Source organism: Labrenzia sp. CP4, from assembly GCF_001579905.1.
Classification (GTDB): Bacteria; Pseudomonadota; Alphaproteobacteria; order Rhizobiales; family Stappiaceae; genus Roseibium; species Roseibium algicola.
This window is the reverse complement of record NZ_CP011927.1, coordinates 2,266,278-2,291,900: the sequence shown is the minus strand read 5'-3', so window position 1 is coordinate 2,291,900 and position 25,623 is coordinate 2,266,278. Positions and strand designations below refer to the sequence as shown.

At 59.7% G+C, this 25,623-nt stretch carries 26 protein-coding genes; 18 read left to right on the top strand and 8 right to left on the bottom strand.

Annotation, left to right across the window (positions count from 1 at the left end; all coding sequences use genetic code 11):
* Window positions 1-151 precede the first annotated feature (151 nt).
* The 6 genes from lysM (at window position 152) to ACP90_RS10615 (ending at window position 5,564) form a co-directional block, all read left to right on the top strand.
* The gene (lysM, locus tag ACP90_RS10640) at window positions 152-586 is read left to right on the top strand and encodes a peptidoglycan-binding protein LysM (RefSeq protein WP_023000769.1); all 435 of its coding nucleotides are present in this window, start codon (window positions 152-154) and stop codon (window positions 584-586) included.
* A gap of 325 nt (window positions 587-911) precedes the next feature.
* Window positions 912-1,850 carry an ABC transporter permease gene (locus ACP90_RS10635; protein WP_062488306.1) on the top strand — a complete coding sequence of 313 codons (939 nt, stop codon included), beginning with the start codon at window positions 912-914 and terminating at the stop codon, window positions 1,848-1,850.
* The gene (locus ACP90_RS10630) at window positions 1,851-2,729 is read left to right on the top strand and encodes an ABC transporter permease (RefSeq protein ID WP_062488305.1); all 879 of its coding nucleotides are present in this window, start codon (window positions 1,851-1,853) and stop codon (window positions 2,727-2,729) included.
* Window positions 2,730-2,734: 5 nt separating this feature from the next.
* Window positions 2,735-4,276 (top strand): ABC transporter substrate-binding protein, encoded by a 1,542-nt coding sequence (locus ACP90_RS10625; RefSeq protein WP_208993502.1) that lies wholly within the window; start codon window positions 2,735-2,737, stop codon window positions 4,274-4,276.
* Between the two features lie 56 nt (window positions 4,277-4,332).
* The gene (locus ACP90_RS10620; RefSeq protein ID WP_062488304.1) at window positions 4,333-4,944 is read left to right on the top strand and encodes a hypothetical protein; all 612 of its coding nucleotides are present in this window, start codon (window positions 4,333-4,335) and stop codon (window positions 4,942-4,944) included.
* A complete protein-coding gene (locus tag ACP90_RS10615; protein ID WP_062488303.1) occupies window positions 4,941-5,564 on the top strand; it encodes a hypothetical protein in 624 nt (207 codons plus the stop codon). Before ACP90_RS10620 ends, ACP90_RS10615 begins: the two co-directional genes overlap by 4 nt.
* 456 nt (window positions 5,565-6,020) lie before the next feature.
* Here ACP90_RS10615 and gstA read toward each other — a convergent pair whose 3' ends face one another.
* The 4 genes from gstA to ACP90_RS10595 all read right to left on the bottom strand — a co-directional run bounded on the left by gstA (window position 6,021) and on the right by ACP90_RS10595 (window position 9,679).
* On the bottom strand, window positions 6,021-6,626 hold the full coding sequence (gene gstA, locus ACP90_RS10610) for a glutathione transferase GstA (RefSeq protein ID WP_062488302.1): 606 nt from the start codon (window positions 6,624-6,626) through the stop codon (window positions 6,021-6,023).
* Window positions 6,623-7,027 carry a hypothetical protein gene (locus ACP90_RS10605; protein ID WP_062488301.1) on the bottom strand — a complete coding sequence of 135 codons (405 nt, stop codon included), beginning with the start codon at window positions 7,025-7,027 and terminating at the stop codon, window positions 6,623-6,625. Before ACP90_RS10605 ends, gstA begins: the two co-directional genes overlap by 4 nt.
* Window positions 7,028-7,114: 87 nt before the next feature.
* Entirely contained in the window at window positions 7,115-8,335 is a 1,221-nt protein-coding gene (locus ACP90_RS10600; protein ID WP_082809722.1) for an NAD(P)/FAD-dependent oxidoreductase, read from the bottom strand.
* 261 nt (window positions 8,336-8,596) lie between these two features.
* Window positions 8,597-9,679: a methyltransferase domain-containing protein gene (locus ACP90_RS10595; RefSeq protein ID WP_062488300.1), complete on the bottom strand. Its 1,083-nt coding sequence runs from the start codon at window positions 9,677-9,679 to the stop codon at window positions 8,597-8,599.
* A 189-nt stretch (window positions 9,680-9,868) separates the two neighbouring features.
* Between ACP90_RS10595 and ACP90_RS10590 the strand changes: the two genes are divergently transcribed.
* The 5 genes from ACP90_RS10590 to ACP90_RS10575 all read left to right on the top strand — a co-directional run bounded on the left by ACP90_RS10590 (window position 9,869) and on the right by ACP90_RS10575 (window position 14,006).
* A complete protein-coding gene (locus tag ACP90_RS10590) occupies window positions 9,869-10,831 on the top strand; it encodes a helix-turn-helix domain-containing protein (RefSeq protein ID WP_208993501.1) in 963 nt (320 codons plus the stop codon).
* Window positions 10,832-10,971: 140 nt separating this feature from the next.
* The gene (locus ACP90_RS28415) at window positions 10,972-11,142 is read left to right on the top strand and encodes a hypothetical protein (protein ID WP_158514174.1); all 171 of its coding nucleotides are present in this window, start codon (window positions 10,972-10,974) and stop codon (window positions 11,140-11,142) included.
* A 274-nt stretch (window positions 11,143-11,416) separates the two neighbouring features.
* Complete coding sequence (locus ACP90_RS10585) at window positions 11,417-11,899, top strand: hypothetical protein (protein WP_055655204.1); 483 nt, start codon at window positions 11,417-11,419, stop codon at window positions 11,897-11,899.
* 235 nt (window positions 11,900-12,134) lie between these two features.
* On the top strand, window positions 12,135-13,217 hold the full coding sequence (locus ACP90_RS10580) for a hypothetical protein (protein ID WP_145915752.1): 1,083 nt from the start codon (window positions 12,135-12,137) through the stop codon (window positions 13,215-13,217).
* Window positions 13,218-13,520: 303 nt separating this feature from the next.
* Window positions 13,521-14,006, top strand: coding sequence for a hypothetical protein (locus ACP90_RS10575; protein WP_208993500.1), 486 nt, complete (start codon window positions 13,521-13,523; stop codon window positions 14,004-14,006).
* Window positions 14,007-14,048: 42 nt separating this feature from the next.
* Here ACP90_RS10575 and ACP90_RS10570 read toward each other — a convergent pair whose 3' ends face one another.
* Complete coding sequence (locus ACP90_RS10570) at window positions 14,049-14,591, bottom strand: TetR/AcrR family transcriptional regulator (protein WP_208993499.1); 543 nt, start codon at window positions 14,589-14,591, stop codon at window positions 14,049-14,051.
* A gap of 359 nt (window positions 14,592-14,950) precedes the next feature.
* Here ACP90_RS10570 and ACP90_RS10565 point away from each other — a divergent pair, with 359 nt between their 5' ends.
* The 4 genes from ACP90_RS10565 to ACP90_RS10550 all read left to right on the top strand — a co-directional run bounded on the left by ACP90_RS10565 (window position 14,951) and on the right by ACP90_RS10550 (window position 18,730).
* Window positions 14,951-15,961: an AraC family transcriptional regulator gene (locus tag ACP90_RS10565; protein WP_062488296.1), complete on the top strand. Its 1,011-nt coding sequence runs from the start codon at window positions 14,951-14,953 to the stop codon at window positions 15,959-15,961.
* Between the two features lie 291 nt (window positions 15,962-16,252).
* Window positions 16,253-17,128, top strand: coding sequence for a HAMP domain-containing sensor histidine kinase (locus ACP90_RS10560; RefSeq protein WP_062488295.1), 876 nt, complete (start codon window positions 16,253-16,255; stop codon window positions 17,126-17,128).
* A gap of 210 nt (window positions 17,129-17,338) precedes the next feature.
* A complete protein-coding gene (locus tag ACP90_RS10555) occupies window positions 17,339-18,196 on the top strand; it encodes a cysteine hydrolase (protein ID WP_023000749.1) in 858 nt (285 codons plus the stop codon).
* A gap of 54 nt (window positions 18,197-18,250) precedes the next feature.
* Window positions 18,251-18,730: a YHS domain-containing (seleno)protein gene (locus ACP90_RS10550; protein ID WP_062488294.1), complete on the top strand. Its 480-nt coding sequence runs from the start codon at window positions 18,251-18,253 to the stop codon at window positions 18,728-18,730.
* Window positions 18,731-18,800: 70 nt separating this feature from the next.
* On the opposite strand, the gene ACP90_RS10545 is transcribed toward ACP90_RS10550, so the two are convergent.
* Both ACP90_RS10545 and ACP90_RS10540 read right to left on the bottom strand, forming a co-directional pair.
* Complete coding sequence (locus ACP90_RS10545; RefSeq protein ID WP_062488293.1) at window positions 18,801-19,604, bottom strand: SDR family NAD(P)-dependent oxidoreductase; 804 nt, start codon at window positions 19,602-19,604, stop codon at window positions 18,801-18,803.
* On the bottom strand, window positions 19,601-21,130 hold the full coding sequence (locus tag ACP90_RS10540; RefSeq protein WP_062488292.1) for an AMP-binding protein: 1,530 nt from the start codon (window positions 21,128-21,130) through the stop codon (window positions 19,601-19,603). Before ACP90_RS10540 ends, ACP90_RS10545 begins: the two co-directional genes overlap by 4 nt.
* Window positions 21,131-21,495: 365 nt before the next feature.
* Here ACP90_RS10540 and ACP90_RS10535 point away from each other — a divergent pair, with 365 nt between their 5' ends.
* Both ACP90_RS10535 and ACP90_RS10530 read left to right on the top strand, forming a co-directional pair.
* A complete protein-coding gene (locus ACP90_RS10535) occupies window positions 21,496-22,041 on the top strand; it encodes a helix-turn-helix transcriptional regulator (protein WP_062488291.1) in 546 nt (181 codons plus the stop codon).
* 36 nt (window positions 22,042-22,077) lie between these two features.
* Entirely contained in the window at window positions 22,078-23,118 is a 1,041-nt protein-coding gene (locus tag ACP90_RS10530) for a PLP-dependent cysteine synthase family protein (protein ID WP_062488290.1), read from the top strand.
* Between the two features lie 60 nt (window positions 23,119-23,178).
* Here ACP90_RS10530 and ACP90_RS10525 read toward each other — a convergent pair whose 3' ends face one another.
* A complete protein-coding gene (locus ACP90_RS10525) occupies window positions 23,179-24,714 on the bottom strand; it encodes a sensor domain-containing diguanylate cyclase (RefSeq protein ID WP_062488289.1) in 1,536 nt (511 codons plus the stop codon).
* 188 nt (window positions 24,715-24,902) lie between these two features.
* Between ACP90_RS10525 and ACP90_RS10520 the strand changes: the two genes are divergently transcribed.
* On the top strand, window positions 24,903-25,604 hold the full coding sequence (locus ACP90_RS10520; RefSeq protein ID WP_062488288.1) for a DUF1287 domain-containing protein: 702 nt from the start codon (window positions 24,903-24,905) through the stop codon (window positions 25,602-25,604).
* The last annotated feature ends 19 nt before the right edge of the window (window positions 25,605-25,623 follow it).

Genomic DNA, 25,623 nt, shown 5'->3' with positions numbered 1-25,623 from the left:
CTCTTCTTTCCGGCCCGCCGCACACGTCTTGCCTAACCGGAATTCGCTTCCGCCCCCCTGAGAATTTTGCATTATGGTTCCGTATCGTGAAATTGCCTCCGCCGGGGCGTACCGGCGGATTTCGGCTGAATTGACTTAAAGGAAAAATGACATGGGTTTCTTTGATTTCGTGAAGGATGCGGGCAAGAAGCTGTTCGGCGATGACGAAGCGCCGGAAGCAAGCGCTGGAGCCATCGAAAAGGAAGTTGCCGACCTCGGCCTCGATGGCGACGTCAAGGTTGAAGTCAGCGGCGACACCGTCAAGATCGCAGGCGCAGCCCCTACCCAGGAAGCCCGTGAAAAACTGATCCTTGCTGTCGGCAACGTGCTTGGCATCTCCAAGGTCGAGGAAGAAATCACCGTCGAGAGCAGCGAACCGGAAGCCAAGTTCCACACGGTGGTCAAGGGCGATACGCTCTGGAAGGTTGCCGAGGCGGCCTATGGCAACGGCGCAAAGTACCAGGCGATCTTTGAAGCCAACAAGCCGATGCTGTCCGATCCGGACAAGATCTATCCGGGTCAGGTGCTGCGCATCCCCGCCCTCTAAGTCCGAATTTCCGCAAGCCACGGCTTCCCCGTGGCTTGCCTCCTTTTCCGGGTGTTACCCCTTGCGCTCCATGTCCGCCCGCAGGGCCGGCATCGCTCAGAACCTCTCTCCAGGCATATTTTCCGAGACGCCCGGTCCCATGCCTCCTGGGCAACCTCATAGCTGCGCCCTCGACTTTTCCGCTTTTCAAACGGCAGTACAAACTGCCGGATAGAAATCTGAGTATTTTTTTCAAGTTTTTTACAAACCAGCCTCGACACCACCCGTAGAAATATGATTATAAAGCTCAAGTTTTCTCATTCAGTGGATTTGGGGCGGTTTTCGGATGGTGCGCCGGCTGAGCCACAGGCTTGTCCAATCGGTAATACTGCTGTTCCTGGTGTCCGTTGCCGGCTTCGCCCTGTTGCGCCTGTTGCCGGGGGATTTTGCTGAAGTACTGCTGTTGTCCCAGATGGACGGCACCTTGCCGGATGCGGCTGCGGTCGACAGATTTTCAGCCGAAAACGGCTTTGACGATCCCCTGCCCGTTCAATACCTGCGCTGGCTCGGCAATGTGCTGACAGGGGATCTGGGCACTTCCTTCGTCACCGGAGAAAGCGTTTCCGCCGATATCCTGTTGCGGATACGCCAGTCACTGATCCTGGCACTGCTGTCGATCGGCCTTGCCCTTGTCCTTGCAGTGCCGATCGGCTGTTTTTGTGCCTATCACGCCGGAGGCCTTGCGGATCGTCTTTTGGCGGTGGCAAGCGTTGCCGGCCTGTCCATTCCCAATTTCTGGTACGCGCTGCTGCTGGCGCTTCTGTTCTCGCTTACCCTCGGCTGGCTGCCGAGCTCGGGCCACGGCACGATTGCACATGCGGTGCTGCCGACGCTGGTCATCGCGACCACCATGACCGGCGTGATTGCGCGCTTCGTGCGGGCCAGGCTCTTGGACGAGTTCCACCATGCCTACATCCGCACGGCCAAGGCCAAGGGCCTCAGCCAGACGCGGATCCTGCTGCATCACGCCCTGCCCAACATCCTGCCTTCGCTCCTGACCCTGACCGGGCTGCAATTCGCCCGCGCCTTTGACGGCATGATCATCGTGGAAACGATCTTCGCCTGGCCGGGCATCGGCAGCCTGCTGGTCGCTTCGCTGCTCAACCGTGACTACCCGCTGATACAGATCTGCTTCCTGGTGATCGCCTGCGGCTACATCATCATCAATCTCCTGGTCGATTACCTGGTGACGCTGGCTGACCCGCGCGTTCAGGAGGCGATCTGAATGGCAAGATCCCGACGCCTGTTTCAGACAAGACCTGATGCACAGAGCCGAGAAACGCGTGCAGGACTGCTGGCCCTTCTCATACTTCTGATCGTGCTGGCACCGCTCGCAGCGCCTTACCCGCCGGACCAGATAGACATCCTGAACCGTCTTGCGCCTCCGGGCTGGCAGCATTTTCTGGGCACCGACCAGATGGGCCGCGACGTCTTTTCCCGCCTCCTTTACGCCGGCCGCCTCACAACCGGCGCGGCCCTGCTGGTGGTGCTGGCGTCCGCGCTCACCGGCACGCTGCTCGGCTGCGTCGCCGGCTATCTCGGCGGCTGGCCGGATCAGCTTCTGATGCGCTTTTGCGAGGGACTTTCTGTCCTGCCAGCACTGGCGATTGCCATGATCATCGCCGGTGTCATGGGGCTTGGCCTTGCCGTCGTGCTTCTGGCGCTGACTGCCGTGCACTGGACCGAATATGCCCGGCTGGTGCGCAACATGATCCTGGTGGAAAGGGCCAAACTTTATGTGCAGGCGGCTGAAGCGCTCGGTTCGTCACGCAAACGCATTGTCCATCGCCATCTGCTGCCGAACATTACCGCGCCTCTCCTGACCATGGCCGCCTATTCGCTCTCCTGGGTCATCCTCGCCTTTGCCGGGCTCAGCTTCCTTGGCCTTGGCGTGGAACCTGGAACAGCCGAATGGGGACGGATGATCGCCGATGCGCGCAACCACATGCGCAGCCATCCGCATCTCGTCCTCGCCCCGGGCCTGACGATCACCGCCTTCGTCATGCTGGTGAACCTGCTGGGCGACGGCATCGGCGACCGCATGCGCGCCCGCCACACCAACCTTTTGACCCTTCGAAAAACAATCCTCAAACCAAGGAGCTGATCCTCATGATCTCCCGCAGAACCCTGGGCCGTCTTGCCGTTTCCGTGGCAACGGCCGCCATGCTGAGCCTGCCGCACGTGCCGGCGCAGGCCGAAGGCAGTTCAACACTGACCGCTGCCACAATGTGGGAAGCCCTGCCGCTGTCGATGAAACCGCGCCGCAGCCGGTTCTTCAACGAAAGCGAGATACTGGACACTCTGGTAAAGCTCGATTTCGACATGAAACTTGTGCCCGGTCTTGCCACGTCCTGGGAACGCGTTTCACCCAATGTCTGGCGCTTCCAGCTGCGCGACGGCGTCACCTTCCATGACGGCAGCGCTTTCGACGCGGAAGCCGCAAAGTTCTCGCTGGAGCGGGTGATCGCGTTGCTGCCCTATGCATCCGACCTGCTCAACATCAAGGAAATCCGCGCCGTTTCCGGCCTAGAACTGGAAATCGAGACCAACGAACCTTTCACCGCCCTGCCAAACCAGCTGACCGACGCCATCACCGTCATCTACGGCAAGGCCTCGTTCGACGAGAACGGCGAGTTCGTGAAGCCTGTCGGCACCGGTCCCTGGGTGTTCAAGGAGTACCAGAAGCAGGACCGCACCACCGTTGTACGCAACGATGACTATTGGGGCGAAGTGCCCAAGCTGGAAGAAATCGTCTACCGCTACATCCCGGACCACAATGCCCGCGCGCTGGCGCTGGAAACCGGCGAGGTCGACTTCGTCGTCCACCTGTTGCCTTCCGATGTGGAACGCATGAAGGCCGACGAGAAGTTCGAAGTCTATGCCGAGCCGAGCGCAGGTCTCTATTACGGCGCCTTCAATGCCGGTGAAAACAGCGTGCTGCATGATCCGAAGGTTCGCCAGGCGGTAAACCTGATGGTTGACCGGGAGATCCTGGTCAAAGGCGCGCTCGACGGCATCGGCAAGCCGGCCTGGACTTTCTTTCCGCCGGAATTCCCGTGGGCCGCACCGGAGCTTTCAGCCTATTCCTTCAACCCGGAAAAAGCAGCCGGGCTTCTGACCGAGGCCGGTTACGAGAAAGACGGCACCACCTGGCAGAAGGACGGCGAGCCTTTGAGCCTGCGTATCCTCAGCTATTCCAGCCGCGCCGAAATGGCCACGATCAGCGAGACAATGGCCGCGCTTCTGCAGCAGCAGGGCATTGCCACGAAGCTGGAAATGTACACCTGGGAAGGCATGCTCGATCTCGTCAAGCAGAGCGACTATGACGTTTCCGTCGTCTTCTGGACCCCGGAAATGACCGGTCATCCGGATCTGCACCTGAAGTCGCAGTTCCATTCCAAGGCGGGCCTCAACTACCAGAACTGGGCGAACCCGGAATTCGACGCGCTTGTCGACAAGGGCCGCACGCTGGAAGAAGGTCCGGAAGCTCTGGAAACCTATGCCAAGGCACAGGAAATCCTGCAGACCGACGCGCCGATCATCCCGCTGGTTCACAAGATCTATGTGGCTGCCTCTAGCGAGAACGTCAGCGGCTACAAGGTCCATCCTTCCGGCTTCTTCTACAATTTCAAGGCCGTCAGCAAACAGTAACTGCGCCTGACCTTTGCCCGGACGGTTATCCGTCCGGGCCTTTCCGGGAGACCCGAATGGCATCCTGCCTTTTTCTGAAACCGATCAAGGGCGCCGGCAACGACCTGCCCGATGTTGGCGATTATGTGCCCGACATCGACGTGATCGGCCATTACGACCTCGAAACCGCCGACCTGTCGCGTTACCCCGCGCTCTGCCTGCCCGCCCATCTCGACCAGCGATTTTTCGGCAGCCTGACAGCGAAGATCGAACAGTTTCTGGATGCTGGCGGCACTCTGGTATTCAACGGCCATGTTGCCTGGCCAATGCTGCCCGAATTCCAGCCTTTCGTTCCGCTGAACCGCTTCTCGCTGGAGGACCTGCAAATCCACCGGTTGACCGACCACCCGGTGTTCGAAGGCGTTTCAACCGAGGAATTGACCTATCGACGGGGCGTTGCCGGCTTCTACGCCCGCGGTTTCAATCCGCCGCCGGAAGGCGCTGTTAGCCTCCACGGTGTCGGCCCGGACCACCTGCCCTGCGACTGGGTCTATGAGCGCCCGTCCGGCGGTCGCATCTTCATGCATGCCGGCAATGATCTTTGGATGTACGTCGGCTCCAGCGACACAACGGCGCGCATTGCCCCGCAGCTCTGCGCCTGGGCCAGCGGAAAAGGACCCCAGCAATGACCACGCTCGCAGTGCTCGACGCCGGCACCTACTACCATCATCGCACCATTTACGAGCCACGCTACCGCGACTTTTTCGACGAGGTCATCTACACGCGCGACCTGCCGGAAGCGGATCTCACCGGCGTCGACACCCTGCTTGTCTCATGCCGCACCGATCCTTCGGTGCTGCGCCCCCGGCGCGAACAGATCGCCGACTTTCTGGCAAGCGGCAAGACCGTTGTCGCCATGGGCTCCACCGGCCACCCGGACTGGTTGCCCAATGTGAACTGGACGGACACACCGACCAATTTCTGGTGGTGGAAGGAAGGTGGCGAGATCGGCCTGAAGTTGGCAACGCCCGACCATCCCCTCTTCAACCAGCTCTCCCTGGCCGACGTCACCTGGCACTATCATGGTTATTTCCAGGTGCCGGACGGGGCGCAGTCGCTGGTCGATGTCGGAGATCTCGGCTCGATCTTCTACGAGGACACGGTTTCCACCCCCGGCCGCCTGCTGATCACGTCCCTCGACCCGATGTACCATCACGGCAGCCACTTCATGCCGGCGACAACCCGGTTTCTGGACGGGTTCCTGCCGTATCTGAAAGAGACTACCGCAGAGCTTGCGAAAACGACATAGGCCTCCTGCGCACAGCCCTTTTCGCTCTGGTCCCGATGCGCTTCAAGTGAAGCGGCATTGTCAGAATTCGTCATGATTGTTCAGAATTGGTAGGTGGAACCAGCCAGACAATCCCCGGTATTTTCGAATATGTTGAGCGGCACTCACCTGTGTCGACGAAGTACATCAGGAACATACCGAGGAGTGGCGGCAGAGAAATTGGTTTCCGGCAATACCCAAGTCGCGGCTGGAAAAGACCATTCTCGTCCCCCCCACACGCAGATCCTGCGCTTAGACCGCCTCTCTTTTCCTGAAGATCTGACGATGGCGCGTGTGTCCCACGCCGCTCTGGCCGGCGACGCACTGCCAACTGGCGGTGCGTTCGCTGCCGGCACGGGCTCGTTCGTGGAGCTCTCACCTCTTCACAGGGTACCCCCAGTCCGCGCCGCGCTGCCTCGTCAGCGGATATGGCCGGCCCTATTCTGCCAAACCTTCGCTCTCCAGGGCATCGCGAACGGACTGTCGCGTTGCAACGTCGTTGGAATGTCGTTGCAAGGCTGGCCAGTCCGCAATCGAAAGCTTCTGATCGTCAAGCCAACGGCAAACGGTAAACAGATAGGCGTCGCTCAGCGAAAAGGCTGGGCCCATCAGGTATCTGTGCTGTTGGAGATGTCGCTCAATCACATTCAGCCGCAGCGACAAGTGCGCGCGGCCTGGAGACAGAAATGCCTCCGGCGTCTTCGGGCGAAACAGCGGACTGAAGCTTTTGTGAACCTCGGTTGCAATGTAATTCAGCCATTCCAGGGCTCTCAGGCGCTCCAGTGCGGCGTCCGGCAACAGGCGGGCCTCGGGACGGATCATGTCGATATATTGCAGGATCACGGGGACTTCGGTCAGAAGTTGGCCCTCCTTCAGTTCGAGTGCCGGAACGTACCCTTTGGGATTGATCTGGCGAAAGTCGTCCCCTTCTTCAGTCCGTCGTGATTTGTAATCGACTTTTATCAATCGAAATTCCAGACCGGCCTCACGCAGAGCGATATGCGGTGCCAGCGAGCAGGCTCCCGGCATGAAATAGAGTTTCATTCCGATTGCCCCCCAGCTCCCATGTCAGGAATGCCATCCAGCAGGACCAGCGCAACGTCATAAGCCCGGCCGTTCGCTTCCTCCATCCTGTGTCCCGAGCCATGCAGGTCAGCAGCCAGGAACTGATCGCCGGGTGAAAGCAGCCGTGTGTCTCCATCGCTCGTTTCAATGCGGACCAAGCCACCGAGAACGGTTCCAAGAACAGGTGCAGGCGCGCAATGCCATTCGTCCTTGTACCCGGGGGGGTGATGCATCATGAGAACGCCGGTTGCATCCATGGTTTCGGTGACACTGTAGCCCTTTGGCGAAGGTGGCGTGAAATCACCCTCCGAAAGCGTCCAGAACTCATCCGAAAAATGGGAGCCGCCGTTTGCGCATGCGCAGATTTTGACGAATTTCATTCTCTTGGTTCCTGTTCGAAACGTGTTGCGCCCGTTGCAGCCCGGGTTACCGACATGCCGGGCTTGCACCGGCCCCGGGCGGCTACATCAAGTGGTTGCGTTTGCAGGGACGGACCGTCCGTTGTCGGCATGAACCTTCCGCGCTCCGTGGTCGTCAGAAGGCACGCCACGCGTCGTATCAGCGGCGATCCCGGCGGCAATCCTGTTGGCTGCGATCCCGGCGGCATCAAAGTAACCGGTGAAAATCGGCTTGAACCCGGTGAACCAGAGCCCGGGATTTTCCGGATCACGCTCGCCCATTGGGTAGTTCGGCACCCCATTGGTGTCGAGCACGCCGAGATGTCCCAGCAGCGGCTCCAGCCCCGTGCGATAGCCCGTTGCCGCGATGACAACGTCGGGTGCGCAGCTTGAGCCATCCGTGAGGATGACGTTGTCCCCCTCGAAGCGGTCAACACCGGGAACGACCCGGAACCGCCCGGCCTTCAGGGCGGCCACAAATCCGTCATCGATCGCAAAGGTGACACCGTCCCGCAGAAGCCGGGTCCCGCCTCCTTCTGGATGGGTGGTCAGCCCGTATCGGCGAAGATTGCCAAGAAAAACCCGCTCGGTCAGCCGAAAGGCCGGATCCAGGACCCAGGCCGGAAGGGCCGCGAAGACCCGGGCCAGTCGGTGCAGCGGAAACCCGAAGATGCGCTGTGGTACGACTGCAGGCCCGTATCGGACAGACACGATGACCTCTGCCGGTTGGTGCCGCGCGAGATGGTTGAGCGCGTCCGTACCCGAGTTCCCGGCGCCGACGACCAGAACACGTTTGCCGTCGAAGCGGGACACATCACCGAGGTCGGCCGAGTGCAGAAACTCACCCGAAAACTGGTCGCGCCCCGGCCAGTCCGGAATGTGCGAAATGCTTTCGCGGCCCGTCGCGATTACCAGATTGTCTGCCTGATAGTCACCGGTCGCGGTGGAGACGTGCCACCCGTCTGGCGTACGGGCGACACTGGTTACCTTGCCACTGTATCGGACCTGTTTGTCCAGTCCCGCAACATAGGCTTCAAGAAATTCCACTACGGTGTCACGCTTCAGAAAGACGCCATCGGTCTTGGGCGCCTTCTGGCCGGGCAGGCCGGCAAACTTGCGGTGTATGTTGAGCCGAAGCGCCGGATGCCGCGCCCGCCAGGGTTCAGCAACCCGGTCCCGTGCTTCCAGCACGGTGACCGGCAGGCCACGATCGGAAAGAGAGCGTGCCACGGCAAGACCCGAAAGTCCTGCTCCGATGACAAGCGTGCTGCTGTGTTGTTGGGACTTCATGATCAGTCCTTTCGGTGTCTTCTCAGCAAATGCTGAGGAAATTCAGGGTCACGCAGATGTGCGTATTGTTCGAGGCCCAAATCCTGCAGGAGATGGTCCGAAAGCCGCGAGAGGTCTCCGAAATTCCGGCGAAAGCGTCGTTGTTCGCGCGCTTCTCTGATCCGTTGACAAAGGCTCTGCACGCGACTTGAGACAGTCCTGTGCACCCCGTCGACGAACGGCGATATCATCGTCATGTCATGTGTCCTTGTCGGTGCCCGGTCAGATCCGGGCTGTGAAATACGCGTTGATGGGATCGTGCGGCAGCCGGTGGGTTTCGACCGATGCGAAGCCGGTTTCGGCAAGGTACTCTTCGGCCGTCTCCACTCCCCACATCGCCCCCAACCCCGGACCACCCTGGCCGATGGAGACGGGTGTGCAGTGCATGCTCGAGATCGTGTACAAGAGCGGCGCGAAGGGATTTGCGATGTTCTTTTCAAGATCGCGCGACCCACCGATATCCTGCATCAGGAAGACGCCGCCCGGCCGCATTGACTGCCGTACGAGACGCAGAAACGCCTTGGGATCTGCCTGGTCGTGAACCGCATCGAAGGCGGTCACCAGATCGAACCGGCCCAACTCGTTTGCGGCCGACAGATCACGCGCTTCGAACTGCAGGTTCTTCAAACCCTTGGTTCTGGCTTCAGCGGCCGTCTCTGCGAAAGCGTCCTCGCAAAGATCGAAACCGTGAAAGCGACTGTTTGGATAAACGCTCGCCAGCGCCATCATCGCCAGACCTCGTCCGCAGCCGAAATCGGCCACGTCGATGCCGTCCTCCAACCGTTGGATCAGGCCCGGGACCACCGGCAGGATAGCGCTCACAAGGTTGGCGACGACCAACTGCGCACTGTCCTCGGCCATCACCTCGTGAAAGCGATCAAAATGGTGGTAACAAAGGCCCTCTCCACTGCGGAACCGCTCCAGTAGTTCGTTTTCGATGGACGCCGCGATGCTGATGAACTGGGTCGTGACGGCCATGTTGTCCGGGCTGGCGCTACGGGTCAGAAATGCGGCGTGCTCCGGCGGCAACGTGTAGCTTTTCGCCCGCGGGTCATAGTCGACGACACCCGCCGTCACCATCACGCCGAGCCATTCACGCAGGTAGCGTTCGTTGACAGCGGCCTTCTGCGAAAGCACCTGCGAATTGAGGCCGGGGTTGGCCCCAAGCGCATCGAACAGTCCTGCGCGGTGCCCGAGAGAGGTCATGATCGCGAGTGCCGCTTCGTTCAGCGTACCGACAAAGCGTTCGGCGAAGGCTTCGGCTTTCGCTTCGTTGAATGCAAGATTTGGGTTCTGGTAGGTCATCCGATGCTCCTGAGGTGGTAATGTGCAGTACGATCTGCCGCTGTCCTGACCATGGAGATGGACCAAATACGCCAACTGCGTTAGAAGCGAAAAAGAATGAAACGGTGATAATCAGACTAAAGTTGAGGGGTTTTGTGCAATATGAGCTTGAACACGACCGTTATAGGAACACGCTTGACCGGAACGTCCGTGCTGTTCTCGATCCTTGACGTGCTGGCCTCTGTGGGCCGCGATTGGGAAATGTTGCACGGCTTGCCTGCGCAATCGCCGGTGTTTCAGGTCAGCCTCAGAACCCTCGATGGCGCACCTTATTGGGACGTGAACGGGCGCAAGATCACACCTGACGGGATGCTGACCGAAGCGCCGGAACCCGAATTGATTATCGTGTCCGATTTGCACCTCGACCCAAATGGCCACCTGCCGGAAGAGTTTAACCCGGTCGCGGACTGGCTCAGTGAAGCCTACGCACGCGGCGCGATTGTCACCTCCGTCTGCTCTGGCTCGATCCTTCTGGGTGCAGCAGGATTGTTGGACGGTAAGGAAGCGACGACGCATTGGGGCTATGCGGATATGCTTGGACGAAACTTCCCGAAGGTGAAGGTTTGCCGTGAACGCATTCTCGTCGCGGCAGGGGACGGTCACCAGGTGGTCACCGCAGGTGGTGCCTCGGCGTGGGCTGATCTCATGTTGTATCTGATCGGACGGTTCGCCGGAACAGAAGAAGCCCGCAGGATCGCGAAGATCTATTTGATCGATCCACATGACCAGGGCCAACTGACATACGCATCCCTTGCCTCCGGGCGACAACATGATGACCAGCTGATTGCAGAGGCGCAGGTCTGGGCCGCACGAAATTACCACAGATCAAGTCCCGTAACCGCCATGGCGGTAATGGCCCAAATGACCGAGCGAGGGTTTCTGCGTCGCTTCAGGAAGGCGACCGGACAGGCGCCAGCCGACTATGTGCAGACTTTGCGTGTCGAGGAAGCCAAACAGCTGCTGGAGACGACGGCGATGTCGATCGAGGAAATCTCAGCCGAGATCGGATATACCGAACCCTCAAGTTTCCGATCGGCATTCCGAAAGCGCGTCGGGACCTCGGCGTCTGCTTATCGAAAGAAATGGCAAGCGTTGGTTCCGGTTTCATCCTGAGTTTGGTCCCCATCCCTTACGAGCTGGGCCACCAGGTTTGCATCGCCATCTCTGCTGTTCCAGGCAACTGTCGTTCATGCGCTTCGCAGCACGTGGCGAAATAGGCAAAGCAGTCTTTCGCTGCGAAGGACACCAACAGTATGTCTGGCTCGGGAACCGGTCGTCAGGCGGCCTGCGGCAGCAGGCAGGCGGAGGGGTTGGACGGCAGCTATCCATTCGGCTACCGGCTGGAGCTACGCGACGACACCAGATTCCTGATTGCCATCCGGGCTGCCGTCTTGCTGACCGTCAAGGCTAGCCGCTTTGTTTGACAAATCATCAAATATTGACGTTACGGAAGTTATCGAATAAGTTGTAGATATAAGATTTATATCGTTTTTAAATATGGAGTTCGAGATGACGTGGAATATGCACACGTTTTTTGCAGTACTCTTTACCGCGACGATCGCCTTCACGACCATGTCTACGGTTCCGGTTGAAGCCTGCAACCCGAGATATCAGCGCTGTTAGTACAGCTGGTCTGGAGCCTTGTCCGTTTCAAAGGTTCGGCACGTTCAAGGCTTTCTCGAACTGGTGAGGTAAGGCGTGTCGTTCTGGTCGGGAAAGAAAGAGTCGCTCAATCAAAGCCTGGTGGAGATCACCTTCAGAGCGGTGCTCTCCGGCCTTGTGATCGTGTTTTTCGCACAATTCCTGATCGCCAGGGTCGACAACCAAATCGAAGTCGCGTCGAAACGCGATGCGCTGAACACCTTCAGGAACAGCCATTTATCCAAGCTGACCACGCGGTTTTCAGACGCTTTTCTGGCCCTTGATTGTACGCGAAGCGTTAGCACCCTTTCGACGAATACCTGCAAAAGCGATATCGCGACCTTCCTGACGGAGTTGAATACGATTTTCCTGGAACTCAAGGCGATCTACCCGACTTCCGGGTTCCCGAAATTGGTCGAGCTGCAAGACCAGGCAGAACTGATGTACTCAACACCGTCGCAAGTGACCCAGCAGAACATAGACGGCTTCGCAGCCACCTTTGGAGCATCGCTGCACGAGATGGCGCAGAACTTCAGATAAGAAAGGATGCCTGATCATGAAATGTATGTTTCACAGCTTGCTTTTTATCTGCTCAATTTCTGTCGCATGTGCTCAGGACCCGACCGGCGATATCCCCGAAGGAGCACGCTGGGTCGTTGGCGGCACATTCGCGCTGTCCAAAATTGGCGACAACGAGCTCAGAGGCAGCAAGAGTTATTCGGGCGCAGAAAAGGAGGCAAACAGACTTGCGACTTTCCTGCCCGGAATGACGATCATGTTCAATCTTGAAAGAAGCACAGCACCGGGACGATCGGAGTACCTCGAGGGCACCACACACTACGGGATCCCCGTAGCGGTTCTGGCCCGCGATATATCGGCAAACGACTTTGGAAACCGCGACACGACAGATGTGGTCACGCATCAATCCTATACGGGATGCCGGGATCTTGCCTGTACGCTGGAGGCTGAAGTCGGCATTGGCTATTCCTTCAAGATTGAAGAAGAAGACGATGAAAGGCTGGTTCTGTACAACCCGCAATCGGAACTGCGGATCATACACACTCTGGACGCTTTCGATCAGAATGAAGCGCGGGGATATTCCACACGCGTCAAGGACAGAGTGCACCCGCGCCTGAAGGTTCACGACGGATATGCTTCAGAGATTTCAACCGGTTGCGGGCTGACACGCCCGGTTCAACCGCTGATCAAGGTCGCGAAAGATCAATACGATACTCTGCCTCTGACCTGGGACGTCAACAGCCTGAACTGGTCGTTGAAAGCGCTGGAGCTGTTTGATGTCGGCAAGGTCGAGTTGAACGCGGAAGGTACGCACTACGTCGGACGGCTGAATTCCGAGCTCGGGGTCGGTACCGAGTCCGATGAGGGTCCCGTGGCGCTTGACTTCACTGTCTTCGCCTATCGCGATTCCGAATGGACAAATCCGGACTTCTACAAATTTGGCGGGTTGGCGCAGACCGTTACCTGCCGCAAACGCAACCCGATCGCCGGTCAACCACTGCCGCGCTACGTCAAGAACGCCTTTCTCTATTTCGATATTCAGGAAGGCGAGCAACCCCAGGACTTTCCGCTGGACCCTGTCCAGTTGCCTGACCAGTTCAAGGACAACAAGGAACTACAGGACGAATTGCGAACCTATCTGCCCCGCGCCTTTTTCTACAGCGTGAACAACGCAAGGCAGTACAAAGAGCTGTTTGAATACATTGTGGAGGACACAAACATCGCCTTTCCGTCGGCAGTTGCCAACGTGATCGCGCGACTGAACGCCACATGCGGACCTCAGAGCCGTGCTGAATGCGCAGATATCGTGGATCGTGTCGGCGCTTTGAGAAACGACTAGAACATCTTGCTTTTGCTGCGTGCGGGGCAAGGGGACCAAAGCTTAGGTCAGGCCAACGTCGTGCCGGGGCGGCAATATCGGCTTTCATCACGTTCGAAGTTGCCAGTTCCGGGCCCCTTCCAGCCAATTGGCTCGCTTTTTCTCGTCATACCCGTGCCGACCCTGTACCCTACCCTCCATCCTCTAGACGGGATGATCCGGTAACGCCCATCACGGGAGGCGGTCGTGATTCAGCTTGCTTCGGTTTTTGCAAAACCCCTTTTGGGGAAACTTGGTGTCAGTGATGAGGCGAGGGAGCGGTTTGTGGCGTTACAGAAGGCCGTGACAGGGGATACGGGCACGGCCTGGATTCCGCTGTCCCGACCTTCCGCAACACTCGATTTTTCCACGCACCGGCAGATGGCATCCGACATCCACAACACCGGTGCAATCGGCCCGGAAAAGGAACCGGTCACCTGGAAGGAGTTCGTCTGGACGTCGGACCAGACAATCAAGGACTGTGTCCTGCACAAGATCTCCTGGCGGTTCTACGAGAACGGGCTGATTTGCCTGGAGGTTTGTGGCAGCAAGGATGCGGTGGGGCTGGATGGCAGTGACCTGATCGGCCACCGGCTGGAGCTGCGCGACGACACCGGCTTCCTGATCGGCATCTGGGCCGCTGCCTTCCTGATCGTCAAGGACACCGAGCGGCGCAGTTTCCAGACGTCGACCGAGGATGACCACAAGCTGTTGAAACTGCATTTCGGCAAGCTGGCCGAACAGCAGACCGGCATCGCTTTCCGCATCTGATGCTGCCAGAAACTCGACCGGTCTGTCCCGCCAAACGCTTCCTCAGGCGGGGATCAGCGTTTCGGCGATGGCCCTTGCGGTTCTGGAGGCGGCCGGCATGCCGCGCACCTGTGCGGTGGCGATGGCGCCTTCCTTCAAAAGGGCAAGCTGTTCGGCAAGGGCTGCCGGATCTTCAGCGCCAGCCTGACGACACAGAGGCTCAAGGTAATCGACGATCCGCTGTTTGTGCTCGGCCGCCGTCCGGTGGATCGGGTGCTGGTGGTCGCCGAATTCGCTCGCCGCGTTGATGAAGGCGCAGCCGTTGAAGCCGAGCCCCTTGAAGGCACGGCCGTTGAACCAGTCCTCCAGCGCGTCGAACATGGCCAGAAGCCGCTCTCGCGGCCGCGGCGAGGCTTTTTCCATTTCGCCCATCAGCCAGTTGCGGAACTGCTCGTCCCGGCGGTTGAGCGCGGCCAGAATAAGCTCCTCCTTCGAGCGGAAGTGCTTGTAAAGCGTCATCTTGGCCACCCCCGCCTCGGCGAGGATCTTGTCTATTCCGGTCGCATTGAACCCGCGGGTGTAGAACAGCCTGAGCGCTGTATCCACGAGCTCGTCTCGGCGTGATTGCACCATCATCTCCATATACAGACAGGTTTGTCTACTTTACTATCCTGTTCGCCCCCTTCTCGTCCATCCACACAAGAGGTTATCACGGCTTATTGACATATAGACAGACCTGTCTGTATAAATTTCCTCAACGTCACGTTTTCGATCAGGAAGGCGGTAGTCATGTCCGGAAGTCAGATCGCGGATCACATTCTTGCAGACACCGGCGTTTGTTCCGGGAAACGGTCTCACTGGAACTACGTGGCTCTTGCCAGCTGGTCTGTATCCGGTGCGTGCTCTGAACTGGCGCAAGGCCAAGCCCCTGTCTTGGCGCACCGTGCAGCAAGAGGGGGCTGACGATGGCGAGTGTCATTGCCGCCTTTGCGCACACCATGGCCGCTACCGCAGGACTGACCATGACCAGCGACGGCAAGCTGGTCGCAGCAGATGGAACCGTGCGCCATGAGGTGCGCACCGAGGACGGCCGCATACCGGACACAGCCCACTTCGAGCTGCTCGACTGGATACGCAGCTGGTATCCGGATGAAACAGGTCTGGTGTTTGCCTATGCGCAGAAAATCAAACCGGACGATCTCGGCGTTCTGGGCCTTGCCATCAAGACCGCGCCCACTCTTCGCACCACACTGCAATTGATCGAGCGCTACTTCCGGCTGGTGACCGACACCGCGGTATATTGCCTGGAGGAAGACGGGCCACTTGCCGTCTTCTCCATTGCCGGGCAGACTTCCCCTCAGCCGATCCTGCATCTTCGTAACGAGTGCGCCCTTGCAGGCTTTGCTCATAATCTGGTGTCTCAAGTCGGGCCGCGCCTGAAAATTGAGGCTGTCACCTTTCGCCATCCCTGCCGGGGCGATGCAGAGCGCTACGCGGCGTTTTTCGGCTGTCCGGTCCGCTTCGGTGAAGCGCAAGACGCAATTATAATGACCCAGCCAATGCTGGACCTGCCGAACCGGCTTGGAGATCAAGGCGTCTGCACTTTCCTGACCGATCATCTGGAGACGGAAATCGACGCCCTGCCTGCCGGCAGCGCGTTGACGCGCGATCTTCTGAACCGCCTGACGAAAACTCTCAGCAGCGGCGTACCTTCCGCGGCAGCCGTCGCGCGTGATCTCGGCATGAGCGAGCGCACCCTCTATCGCCGCCTGGCGGAAGAAGGGCTGACCTACCGCGACATGCTGCGCGAGGCACAGACGAAGCTGGCTCGGGAGCTGCTGGCAGGCAGCAGCTGTTCCATTGCCGAAATTGCCTTCCTCACAGGCTTCTCCGAACAGAGCACCTTCACCCGTGCGTTCAAGCGCTGGGTAGGCCAGCCACCGGCGCAATTCCGGCAACACAGCGCGACCGTCTGAGAACACACCCGCCCGACGCACTGGCTCACGGCAACGGTCGCGGCCAGATCTGGCAAAACCCGAAACAGTCGCAAATCCCGGATGAGCCCGGCCAAACATGGCCGGGCTCATCCTGTTTTGCTGTCTCTTGGTGGGTCAGAATTGGCTTGGCAGATAGGGCCAAAACAGTGGCAGACCCGGCCGATACCGAGAGGGCACTCCCGGCGTATTCAAAAGTCATCGAACGACGGAGCGGTCATCACCGGGCACTTTCCCGCAGCGCTCCAGGGCTTTTGAGACAAGGAGCGCCACATGATTATCGAACAGATCACGGCCCGCAGTCCGGCCAGGCATGACCATGCACCTTCGACTTTTCCGGCAGCGCTGCCGCATTCGGATAACGTGGCCGACAGCAACGCCTATGGCCGGACGCTTTCCATCGTCGCCCACGACCTGCGCGGTCCTCTTGCCAACCTCTCGCTGTTGATTGAGCACATTGCCCAATGCGCAACCTGGGAAGGTCAGCCCGCCATTGCGGATAACGCCGCAAAGGCCGACCGTATCCTCCAGCACCTGACCGGCAGTCTCAGCGCCCTGGTCAAGCGCGGCAAGGAGGGACGGGATCCGCTCTCCTGTGTGATGCGGCCAGTTGATCTGGCCGAGGTTCTGGCGCTGGCGGTCGCCGTCAACCAACCGCTGGCTCGCCGCCATGCGGTCAGTCTGGAAATTGTGTCCCTATCCCCCTGTCTGATCTGCGGCGATGCAGAGCTGTTGTTCGAAGCCTTCGACAATCTCATCGGCAATGCGGTGCGCCACAGCCCGGACGACGGCACAGTTCTTTGCGCTATCTCCCGGGAAGATGACGGTAATGTCTCCGTACGTGTCAGCGATCAGGGCCAGGGCTTTACCGCTGCCGATCTTGCCCGGGCCTTCCGTCCCTTCACCCAGCTTTCCGCAAAGGCCGCCCGGCCTGGGCCGTCCTCGGGACTTGGCCTCTGGATCGCCCGGCTGATCGCCGAACGCCATGGCGGCAAGATTGCGGCTCAGAACGGAGGCGGAAGCAGCGGTAGAGGCGCGGTTCTGACCGTGCGCCTGCCGACCTTACCGGTAAATGATGCGAAACCGGCTTCAGTCCGCCGGAAGGTTCCAGAGCGTGCCAGCAAGGCACCGGACCACGCAACTATCTGACCTCAGCTTTCTGACCTCAGCTTTCTGGCACCGGCATGCCGGTGCCGCCCCCATGGAACGCGGCCAATTCCGACGCCAACCCGGCCCTGCGCCGGGAACAGGAGAGCCGTGCCTTCAGGCACCCGGTGATCGGCCGCGAACCTGACAGCGCTTCAAGTTGATGCGCTGCCCATCCCAAACCCTGTCCAACACAAGCAATGGAGACTTCATATGGACAACGAACATGACAAGACCTGCGCCTGCTGCGTAACACCGGAAACGGTTGATCACGCCCGCCGCCGCCTGCTTGCCGGGGCAGCCGGTGCGGCAACCGTGGGTGCCGTCGCCATGGCCACCGGTTCCGCCACCGCTGCAACAGAAGAAGCCCGTGCGCTCTATGCCGATCCGGAAAAACCGGGCCTGCCGCAGATCGACATGGAAATCGAAGCCGGCCGCACCGCGCTTGTCGTCACCGATCCGCAGATCGACTTCCTGTCCGAAGACGGCGTCACATGGGGTGTCGTTGGCGAAAGCGTCACCGAGCAAGGCACCGTCGACAACATCGAACGCCTGTTCAAGGCGGCCAAGGCTGCCGCGATGCCGGTGTTCATCTCGCCCCACTACTATTATCCGCACGACCACAAGTGGCAGTTCGAAGGCACCTTGGAAAAGACCATGCATTCCATCGGCATGTTCGATCGCCCGGGCCCGCTCTCCTTGGAGAATTTCGAAGGGTCCGGCGCCGACTGGATGCCGCAGTACAAGAAATACATCGAGGACGGCGAAACCGTCATCTGCTCACCGCACAAGGTCTACAGCCCGGCGCAGAACGATCTGAACCTGCAGCTGCGCAAGCGCGGGATCGACAAGGTGATCCTGGCCGGCATGTCCGCAAACCTGTGCACGCAGGCCCATCTTTATGAGCTTCTGGAACTCGGCTTCGAAGTGGCCGTGGTTCGCGATGCGACCGCAGGCGCCAAGGTGCCCGAAGGCGACGGCTACCTCGCCGCCATCATCAATTTCCGCATGGTCGCCAACGGCGTCTGGTGGACCGACGACGCAGTCGAACGCATCGCCCGTTCCGCCTGACCACCAGCACTCTCCTCAAAACCGACTACCCCAACCCAAGACTGGATCAAACCAATGAAACTCAAATTCGCCCTTCCGGCCCTGGCCGCAGCCCTTGTTCTGTCCACCGCCGCCCTTGCTGCGGACGAATACAACGTTGCCAACGGCCTCACCCTCAACGGCAATCCGCTCGGCATGCACGGCATCGATCCTGTTTCCATGTTCGCAGGCGCGACCCCGGGCCTTGGCGATGCGGTCCACACCTCAAGCCATGATGGTGTCGACTACTACTTCGCCACGGCCGAAACCAAGGAGCAGTTCGACGCTGCTCCGGAAAGCTTCCTGCCGCAGTTCGGCGGCTTTTGCGCCTTCGGCATCTATGTCGGCAAGAAACTCGATGGCGACGTCCGCTTTGCCGATATCGTCGACGGCAAGCTCTACCTCTTCGTCAACGCTGTCATCTTCGACAAGTACCTGGAGCAGAAGGACGAGGTTCTCGCCGGCGCTTACGCCAAGTGGCCGGAGATCCGCGATACAGCCATTGGCGATCTCTGATCACCCATGAAGCCAAACAGGGACGAGCCCCGACCGGGGGGCTCGTCTGCCGTTTTGGTGGTCGACAGCCTTATTGAGCTGTCCAGCCACCGTCGACGGGGATTGTCACGCCCGTCACGTTGTGCGCCACCGGGCTGCACAGCCAAAGCGCCAGCGCACCGATTTCAGACGGGTCGGACGTGCGGTGGGAAGGCTGTTTTTCCGCCAGAAGATCTGCAACGCCCTTGTCGCGATCGCCGCCATGAAGGGCGGCGCGGGCTGCCACCTGCGGCTCGATGATTGCGGTTTCCGTCCAGCCGGGCGCGATACAATTGACCGTCACCCCACCCGAGGCTCTGGAACCACTTGCCGCATATTCAAGCGCGGCCACCTTGCTCATACCGACGACACCGAATTTCGAAGCCACGTAAGGCGCCTTGTTGACCGAGGCGACCAGCCCGTGCACCGAGGCAATGTTGATCACACGGCCAAAACCGCGTTCGGCCATCGCCGGCAGGGCAAGACGCATCGTATGGTAGACGCCTGACAGATTGACGCCGATGATGGCGTCCCATGTGGCAGCATCCGCCTCGGCAAAGCTGACAGTCTTCTGGATACCTGCATTGTTGACCAGGATATCCGGGCCGCCCCAGGCGGCAACGTCCGCCATCATCGTCTCGACAGCCGCCACGTCGCGCATGTCCGCAGAAAAGAACCGGGCGTCCGGTGCCCCGGCAGCCTTGATCTCTGCCACAGCCGCTTGCGCCTCTTCCGGGTTCGCCAGACCGTGGACGGCAACGCGTGCCCCTGCCCCCGCCAGTGCCTTGGCAATCGCCAGGCCGATCCCCTGAACGGACCCTGTGACGAGAGCTGTTTTTCCGGTGAGATCTGTCATGCCGTTTCCTCCGCTTCGAGCTGTTGTCTCAGGTCCGTTTTCAGGATCTTGCCGTAGTTGTTCTTCGGCAGGGCAGCCGGGAAATGATAGTGTTTCGGCCGCTTGAACCGGGCGATCCGGTCCAGACAGAGCTTGTCGAGCTCAGCCTCGCTCACGCTCTGGCCCGGGTGACAGGCAACAAAGGCGACAACGATCTCTCCCCACTCCTGGTCCTGCCGGCCAACGACTGCCACCTCGTGCACAGCCGGGTGTGTCAGCAGCACCTCTTCGACCTCGCGCGGGTAGATATTGGAGCCACCGGAAATGATGACGTCCTTGGACCGATCCTGCAGCGTGACGTAGCCGTCCTCATCCATGCGGCCAACGTCTCCGGTCCACAGCCAGCCGTCACGGATGGTCTGGGCTGTTGCCTCCTCGTTTCGCCAGTAGCCCTTCATCACCGTATCTCCGCGCACGGCAATTTCCCCGACTTCGCCGCGGGGCAGCTCCCGGCCATCACCGTCGACGATCGCAACCCGCACGACGGACTGGGCCGTGCCGACGGAATTCAGCCTCTCGCGCCAACGTGGATGGCTGCGGTCACAAACTTCGGCGCGCGGCAGTGCGGTGATGCCCATCGGGCATTCGCCCTGACCGTAGATCTGCACGAACCGTGCACCCATCACTTCAACCGCTTCCAGAATGTCCGCCTCGTACATAGGCCCGCCGGCATAGACGATGGTCCGCAGTCCCCGGCCAGTGCCCCCCGAAGCCTTGGCGACATCCACCAGACGGCGGACCATGGTGGGCGCGGCAAACATGGAGATGGAGCCGATCACAGGCGCGATCTGCAGGATTTCGGCAGCGTCAAACCCGCCGCTGACCGGTACGACGTGACGCGCCCCTTTCATCACGTGCATGAAATTGTAGAGCCCGGCACCATGGCTCATCGGCGCGGCATAGAGGATCGCATCCTGCGGCTTGACGTCATCGACATCGACAAAGTAGCTCAGCGCCATCGAAGCGAGATTGCCGCAAGTCAGCATTACGCCCTTGGGCCTGCCGGTGGTGCCGGAGGTATAGAAAAGCCAGGCAAGATCTGCAGGATCCAGAGGTTCCGGCGTGGTGTGCGGCGCTGCCTGGCACATGGCGCCGAATTCAGGGCTGTCGAGCGAGACAAGACCCACGCCCTCCGGCAGATGCGGCGCCACCAGCTCGGCGGTCTTTCTGTCGGCGAACACAAATTCTGCACCGGAATTTTCCACCATCCAGGCGGCTTCCTTTTCGTGCAGCTTGGCGTTTATCGGCACGGCTGCGCCGCCACGCCACCAGATGCCGTAAAGCGCTTCCAGATAGCGCGTGGAATTTGCGGCAAACAGTGCGACCCTGTCTCCCTTGCCGATGCCATAGCTGGCAAGCGCGGCGCTTATGGCCCCGGCACTACGAGCAAACTCCAGATAGTTTGCCTTGCGCTCGGTCCCCTGCAGCAGCGCCGGGCTCTGCGGGTTTCTCGCCGCGCTCCGGTATAACCATTCTGCCGGATTCATCCTGTTTTTCTCCCCCCGATACGCCGTTTGGTGCAGTGCGACCGCGTTGGTCCGCCATCCCGCTTTTCTCATCCTGAGGAAGCGCCGAGCGCTGTCTCGCAGGACGGGCGGCATATTGCGGACAAGCAGCCCATCCTTCGAGACGCGAGCAAGGCTCGCTCCTCAGGACAAGAATGACCGACCGGGCATGCCCTCCTCCGGACACACCCTAGCCAGTCTCCTCCCGGCACCTCCCTCGTCCCTTCGGCTCGCTGGTTCTTCCGGACCAGATGTGGTTTCCAGAAAAACGGCCGTGCGGGACAGCTATCTGATACTCTTCAGACCCTTAGAGCGAAAATTCCGTCAAAACACGTAACGGGGAGCCCATGGACGACTTCGCAGCGCTTGCTTTCGACAATGCGCCCGTCGGCCTGGCCTTGACGGAAGAGCGGCAGATCCGGCGCTGCAATGCGCGTCTTGCCGATATGTTCGGCTTTGAACCGGAGGAACTTTCCGGGGCCTCGCTGTCTGTCCTTTATCCCTCTTCGGAAGAGTTTCTCCGCATCGGCAAGATCGGGCTGGAACGGATGAAAGGCAGTGGTCGCTACCGGGATGAACGCATCATGCGTCGCAAATCCGGAGATCTGTTCTGGTGCCGCGTGCGTGGCCAGTCTCTCAACCTTGACGCCCCGTTCGCACGGGCGGTCTGGAGCTTTGCCGACATTTCCGAAGACCGGCCACTGGCTGAAATGAGCCTGCGAGAACGCCAGGTGGCCAAACTGCTGGCCGAAGGAAATACAACCAAGGAAATCGCCCGCCTGCTCGGGCTGTCACCGCGCACGGTCGAGGTCCACCGCGCCCGGCTGATGAAGAAATTCAGCGCCCGCAACAGCCTGGAACTCATCGCCCATATTGCGGGCATTCCGCTTTAGCGCCACTCTTGGGCAACAACTGCCGGGAGAACTGCGATGGACAAATGGGTGCGAGATGCTGTCGCCAGGATTAACGCGGATGCGCATCGGTCCGCCGACACGCATCTGTTCAAGCTGCATGGCCTCAGTTGCGCCGGTGTCGATATCTATCTGAAGGATGAAAGCACCCACCCGACCGGCAGCCTGAAGCACCGTCTCGCCCGGTCGCTGTTTCTATATGCGCTGTGCAACGGCAGGATCCGCGAAGGCACACCGGTGATCGAAGCCTCGTCGGGCAGCACGGCCGTTTCGGAAGCTTATTTCGCGCAAATGATCGGCGTGCCATTCATTGCCGTGGTGCCGCAAAGCACCGCCCACAGCAAGATCGAGCAAATCCGGCTCTACGGCGGTGAACCGCATTTCGTCGGATCAGCGCCCGAGATGCACGGCGCGGCGGTGGACCTTGCCGAACAGCTCGGCGGGCATTTCATGGACCAGTTCACTTATGCGGAGCGGGCAACCGACTGGCGCGGGAACAACAACATTGCCGAAAGCATCTTCAATCAGATGGAATTCGAGCCACATCCTGTGCCGAAGATGCTGGTGATGAGCGCCGGCACGGGTGGCACGTCAGCAACGCTTGGCCGGTTTATCCGCTACCGGGGCTACGACACCGGCCTGACCGTGGTCGATCCGGAAAACTCGGTCTTCTATGATGCCTATCGTACCGGGAACCATGCTCTCACCGAAAACTGCTCAAGCCGGATCGAAGGCATTGGCCGGCCAAAGGTGGAACACTCGTTTCTGCCGGACGTCATCGACGACATGATCAAGGTGCCCGATGCCGCAAGCGTTGCAACGATCCTGTGGCTGGAGAAACTGATCGGCCGCAAGGCGGGCGCTTCCACCGGCACAAATCTCTGGGGCGCGCTGCAAATCGCCGGCCGGATGATCGACAATGGCGAGACAGGCTCGATCGTCACGCTGATGTGTGACAGCGGCCAGCGTTATCTCGATACCTACTACAATCCGGACTGGGTCACGGCGAAGTTCGGCGATATCTCGCCCTACGAAGAGGAACTGGCACGCTGGGTCTAGACAAGGAGCAGGCCTGGGGAAGAAGGCAGGCCATAGGAATGTCGTTCACTTTCACCGCAGCTAGCTCGCCACCCGCATCCTGTAGGCTTCATACGTCAGGACGTTTGCCCCGCTCTTCTTGGCTTCATACATGGCCTGGTCCGCGTGGGTGATCAGCGATTTGGCATCATCTGCATCATCGGGATAGAACGACACCCCGATGCTGATGCTGATGTTGATATCCTTGCCCTTGATTTCCATCGGCCGCGAGACCTCCCGGTAGATGCGGGTGGCACAGGCCAGAACATCCTTCTCTTCCGCGTAATCGCCGATGATCACGGCAAACTCATCCCCACCGATCCGGGTCACGACATCCCCTTCGCGCGTGCAGCGCTTGATGGTGGAGGCAACGGCCTGGAGCAGAGCGTCACCCACCGGATGCCCGTGGCTATCGTTGACCGGCTTGAAGGTATCAAGGTCCAGCATCATCAGCGCAAACTTGCGGTTATCCCGGTCTGCTATGGCAACGTTTTCCGCAAGGCTCTGGCTGAAATGTGCCCGGTTCGAAAGGCCTGTCAGATGGTCGGTCATCGCTAGCCGCCTGACAGCTTCTTCCGTCTTCTTCAGACGGGTAATATCCGAATGGGTGCCGGACATGCGCAAAGGCTCGCCGTCTTTCGTCCATTCGACCACACGTCCCCTGTCGAGAACCCAGACCCACCTGCCCTCCTTGTGGCGCATGCGAATTTCGTTGTCGTAGGCTTCCCTTGCTCCGGAAAACACCTCTGCCAGCTTCTGCTCAGATTTTTCCACATCGTCCGGATGGGTCAGCCGGTACCAGGTCTGTCGGCTGAGCGGCTGCAACTCGGCCAGCGAATAGCCGAGAATTTCAGCCCAGCGTTCGTTGTAGACCACCTCCCCGGTCTGAACGTTGCATTCCCAGGTCCCGACGTTGGTGCCGAAGATGATCTCTCGCAAACGCTGCTCCGAGGATCGCAGCCGCTTGTGCGCGGTGTGTCTTTCAAGCAGCAGAAAACTGACGACGACAAGCGACAGACCAAGCGTACCCACCAGGCCCAGCATCCACTGGTTCCGGGCGTTATAGGCAGAGGAAAGTTCCGCGCTCTTGCTGTCGACCATTTCCTCCAGGCGGTTCTTGTAGTGCCACAGTTCTTGTTCCCGCTGCCGGTCGTCGGAAATATCGTGCACCACGGAAAGCAAAGCCTTCCTGCCGTTGTAGTCCACCGGAGTTGAATGAACTTCCACGCTTCGAACGGAGCCATCTCCCAGCTTGTGGCGGAAGATGAAGAAATTTCGGTGTTCAGCCTTGGCAAGTTGACGTTCGGCTTCAACCTGCTCGGCCGTCAGCTGATTGATGTTCTGAATGGACATGCGGCGCAGCGTATCCCGGTCGAACCCGTAGAAGTCTGCCGCGGCATTGTTGGCATCAAGAATGCTTCCGGTATCCGGATCGATCAGCATCATGGTTGCGCTGTGACGCAGAAAGAACTGATCATAGGACAGGGATGCCTGCTCGGCCTGGGCAGGCGTCGCCAGCCAGGACAAAAAGACAATCATTGCCGTTTTCAGCAGTATTTCCCCAAATTTCGTCAACATTTACCGCCTTTTGCTGCAGTAAAGACTCATCAGATTAAATTTTCGAGAACAAAAAACGTGCAATTGACCGACTTCCGCAACGACACGCGTATTGGTTTACCCAACGGGAAAATCGGTCAAATGTCGCCTCGCCCCATTCCGGTCCCACTCCGCCAGTATTCCGGCTTCAGATTTATGGGAGCTCTCACATGAAGCGGCGTACATTCCTGTTCGGAACCGGACTTCTGGCAGCAGGAGGCGCGTACGCGGCACACACCGTCCCCGCTTATCGGCTGCAAACCGGGTTGCAGCTCGTCAGCAAGGCACTTGCCGGACCGTCCACGCCGCCCACTGAAGCAACGGCAAACAGTTTTGCTTTGCCCAATCCGTGGGCGGGACAGCTGATTGAGGCAGCAGAAAGCCAGATCGGCGTTACGGTGGTCTACGATCCGGCCTATGTCTCGCTCCCGTTTCCAAATGGCGACCTGCCGCGCGAACGCGGTGTATGCACCGATGTGGTCGTCAGAGCTTACCGCGACGCCTTCGGTTACGATCTCCAGTCGGCCGTTAATGCGGACATGAAGTCGGACTTTTCGTCCTATCCAAAGATCTGGGGTCTCAAACGCCCGGACAGGAACATCGACCACCGGCGGGTGCCAAACCTGCAGACCTTCTTCAGACGAAAAGGCGCAGCTCTTCCGGTCACTGCAAACGCCAAAGACTATCAGCCCGGCGACGTCGTTTCCCAGATGCTGCCTGGAAACCTGCCGCACATGGCGATTGTCAGTCACCGTGCCTCCGCAGACAGCGAACGACCAATGGTGGTCCACAACATTGGTGCTGGAACGCAGCTGGAAGACCGGCTGTTCGATTTCGAAATCACCGGCCACTACAGGTTCAAACCCGCCTGAAGATCCAGGGCTGAAGTTT

Bases quoted from the DNA above. Each gene is read 5' to 3' on its own strand.
- ACP90_RS10615 (WP_062488303.1), top strand. From the start codon at position 4,941: ATGACCACGCTCGCAGTGCTCGACGCCGGCACCTACTACCATCATCGC.
- ACP90_RS10560 (WP_062488295.1), top strand. From the start codon at position 16,253: ATGATTATCGAACAGATCACGGCCCGCAGTCCGGCCAGGCATGACCAT.
- ACP90_RS10630 (WP_062488305.1), top strand. From the start codon at position 1,851: ATGGCAAGATCCCGACGCCTGTTTCAGACAAGACCTGATGCACAGAGC.
- ACP90_RS10625 (WP_208993502.1), top strand. From the start codon at position 2,735: ATGATCTCCCGCAGAACCCTGGGCCGTCTTGCCGTTTCCGTGGCAACG.
- ACP90_RS10520 (WP_062488288.1), top strand. From the start codon at position 24,903: ATGAAGCGGCGTACATTCCTGTTCGGAACCGGACTTCTGGCAGCAGGA.
- ACP90_RS10525 (WP_062488289.1), bottom strand. From the start codon at position 24,714: ATGTTGACGAAATTTGGGGAAATACTGCTGAAAACGGCAATGATTGTC.
- ACP90_RS10565 (WP_062488296.1), top strand. From the start codon at position 14,951: ATGGCGAGTGTCATTGCCGCCTTTGCGCACACCATGGCCGCTACCGCA.
- ACP90_RS10605 (WP_062488301.1), bottom strand. From the start codon at position 7,027: ATGAAATTCGTCAAAATCTGCGCATGCGCAAACGGCGGCTCCCATTTT.
- ACP90_RS10580 (WP_145915752.1), top strand. From the start codon at position 12,135: ATGTTCAATCTTGAAAGAAGCACAGCACCGGGACGATCGGAGTACCTC.
- ACP90_RS10600 (WP_082809722.1), bottom strand. From the start codon at position 8,335: ATGAAGTCCCAACAACACAGCAGCACGCTTGTCATCGGAGCAGGACTT.
- gstA (WP_062488302.1), bottom strand. From the start codon at position 6,626: ATGAAACTCTATTTCATGCCGGGAGCCTGCTCGCTGGCACCGCATATC.
- ACP90_RS10635 (WP_062488306.1), top strand. From the start codon at position 912: ATGGTGCGCCGGCTGAGCCACAGGCTTGTCCAATCGGTAATACTGCTG.
- ACP90_RS10595 (WP_062488300.1), bottom strand. From the start codon at position 9,679: ATGACCTACCAGAACCCAAATCTTGCATTCAACGAAGCGAAAGCCGAA.
- ACP90_RS28415 (WP_158514174.1), top strand. From the start codon at position 10,972: ATGTCTGGCTCGGGAACCGGTCGTCAGGCGGCCTGCGGCAGCAGGCAG.
- ACP90_RS10530 (WP_062488290.1), top strand. From the start codon at position 22,078: ATGGACAAATGGGTGCGAGATGCTGTCGCCAGGATTAACGCGGATGCG.
- ACP90_RS10535 (WP_062488291.1), top strand. From the start codon at position 21,496: ATGGACGACTTCGCAGCGCTTGCTTTCGACAATGCGCCCGTCGGCCTG.
- ACP90_RS10545 (WP_062488293.1), bottom strand. From the start codon at position 19,604: ATGACAGATCTCACCGGAAAAACAGCTCTCGTCACAGGGTCCGTTCAG.
- ACP90_RS10540 (WP_062488292.1), bottom strand. From the start codon at position 21,130: ATGAATCCGGCAGAATGGTTATACCGGAGCGCGGCGAGAAACCCGCAG.
- ACP90_RS10620 (WP_062488304.1), top strand. From the start codon at position 4,333: ATGGCATCCTGCCTTTTTCTGAAACCGATCAAGGGCGCCGGCAACGAC.
- ACP90_RS10550 (WP_062488294.1), top strand. From the start codon at position 18,251: ATGAAACTCAAATTCGCCCTTCCGGCCCTGGCCGCAGCCCTTGTTCTG.
- lysM (WP_023000769.1), top strand. From the start codon at position 152: ATGGGTTTCTTTGATTTCGTGAAGGATGCGGGCAAGAAGCTGTTCGGC.
- ACP90_RS10555 (WP_023000749.1), top strand. From the start codon at position 17,339: ATGGACAACGAACATGACAAGACCTGCGCCTGCTGCGTAACACCGGAA.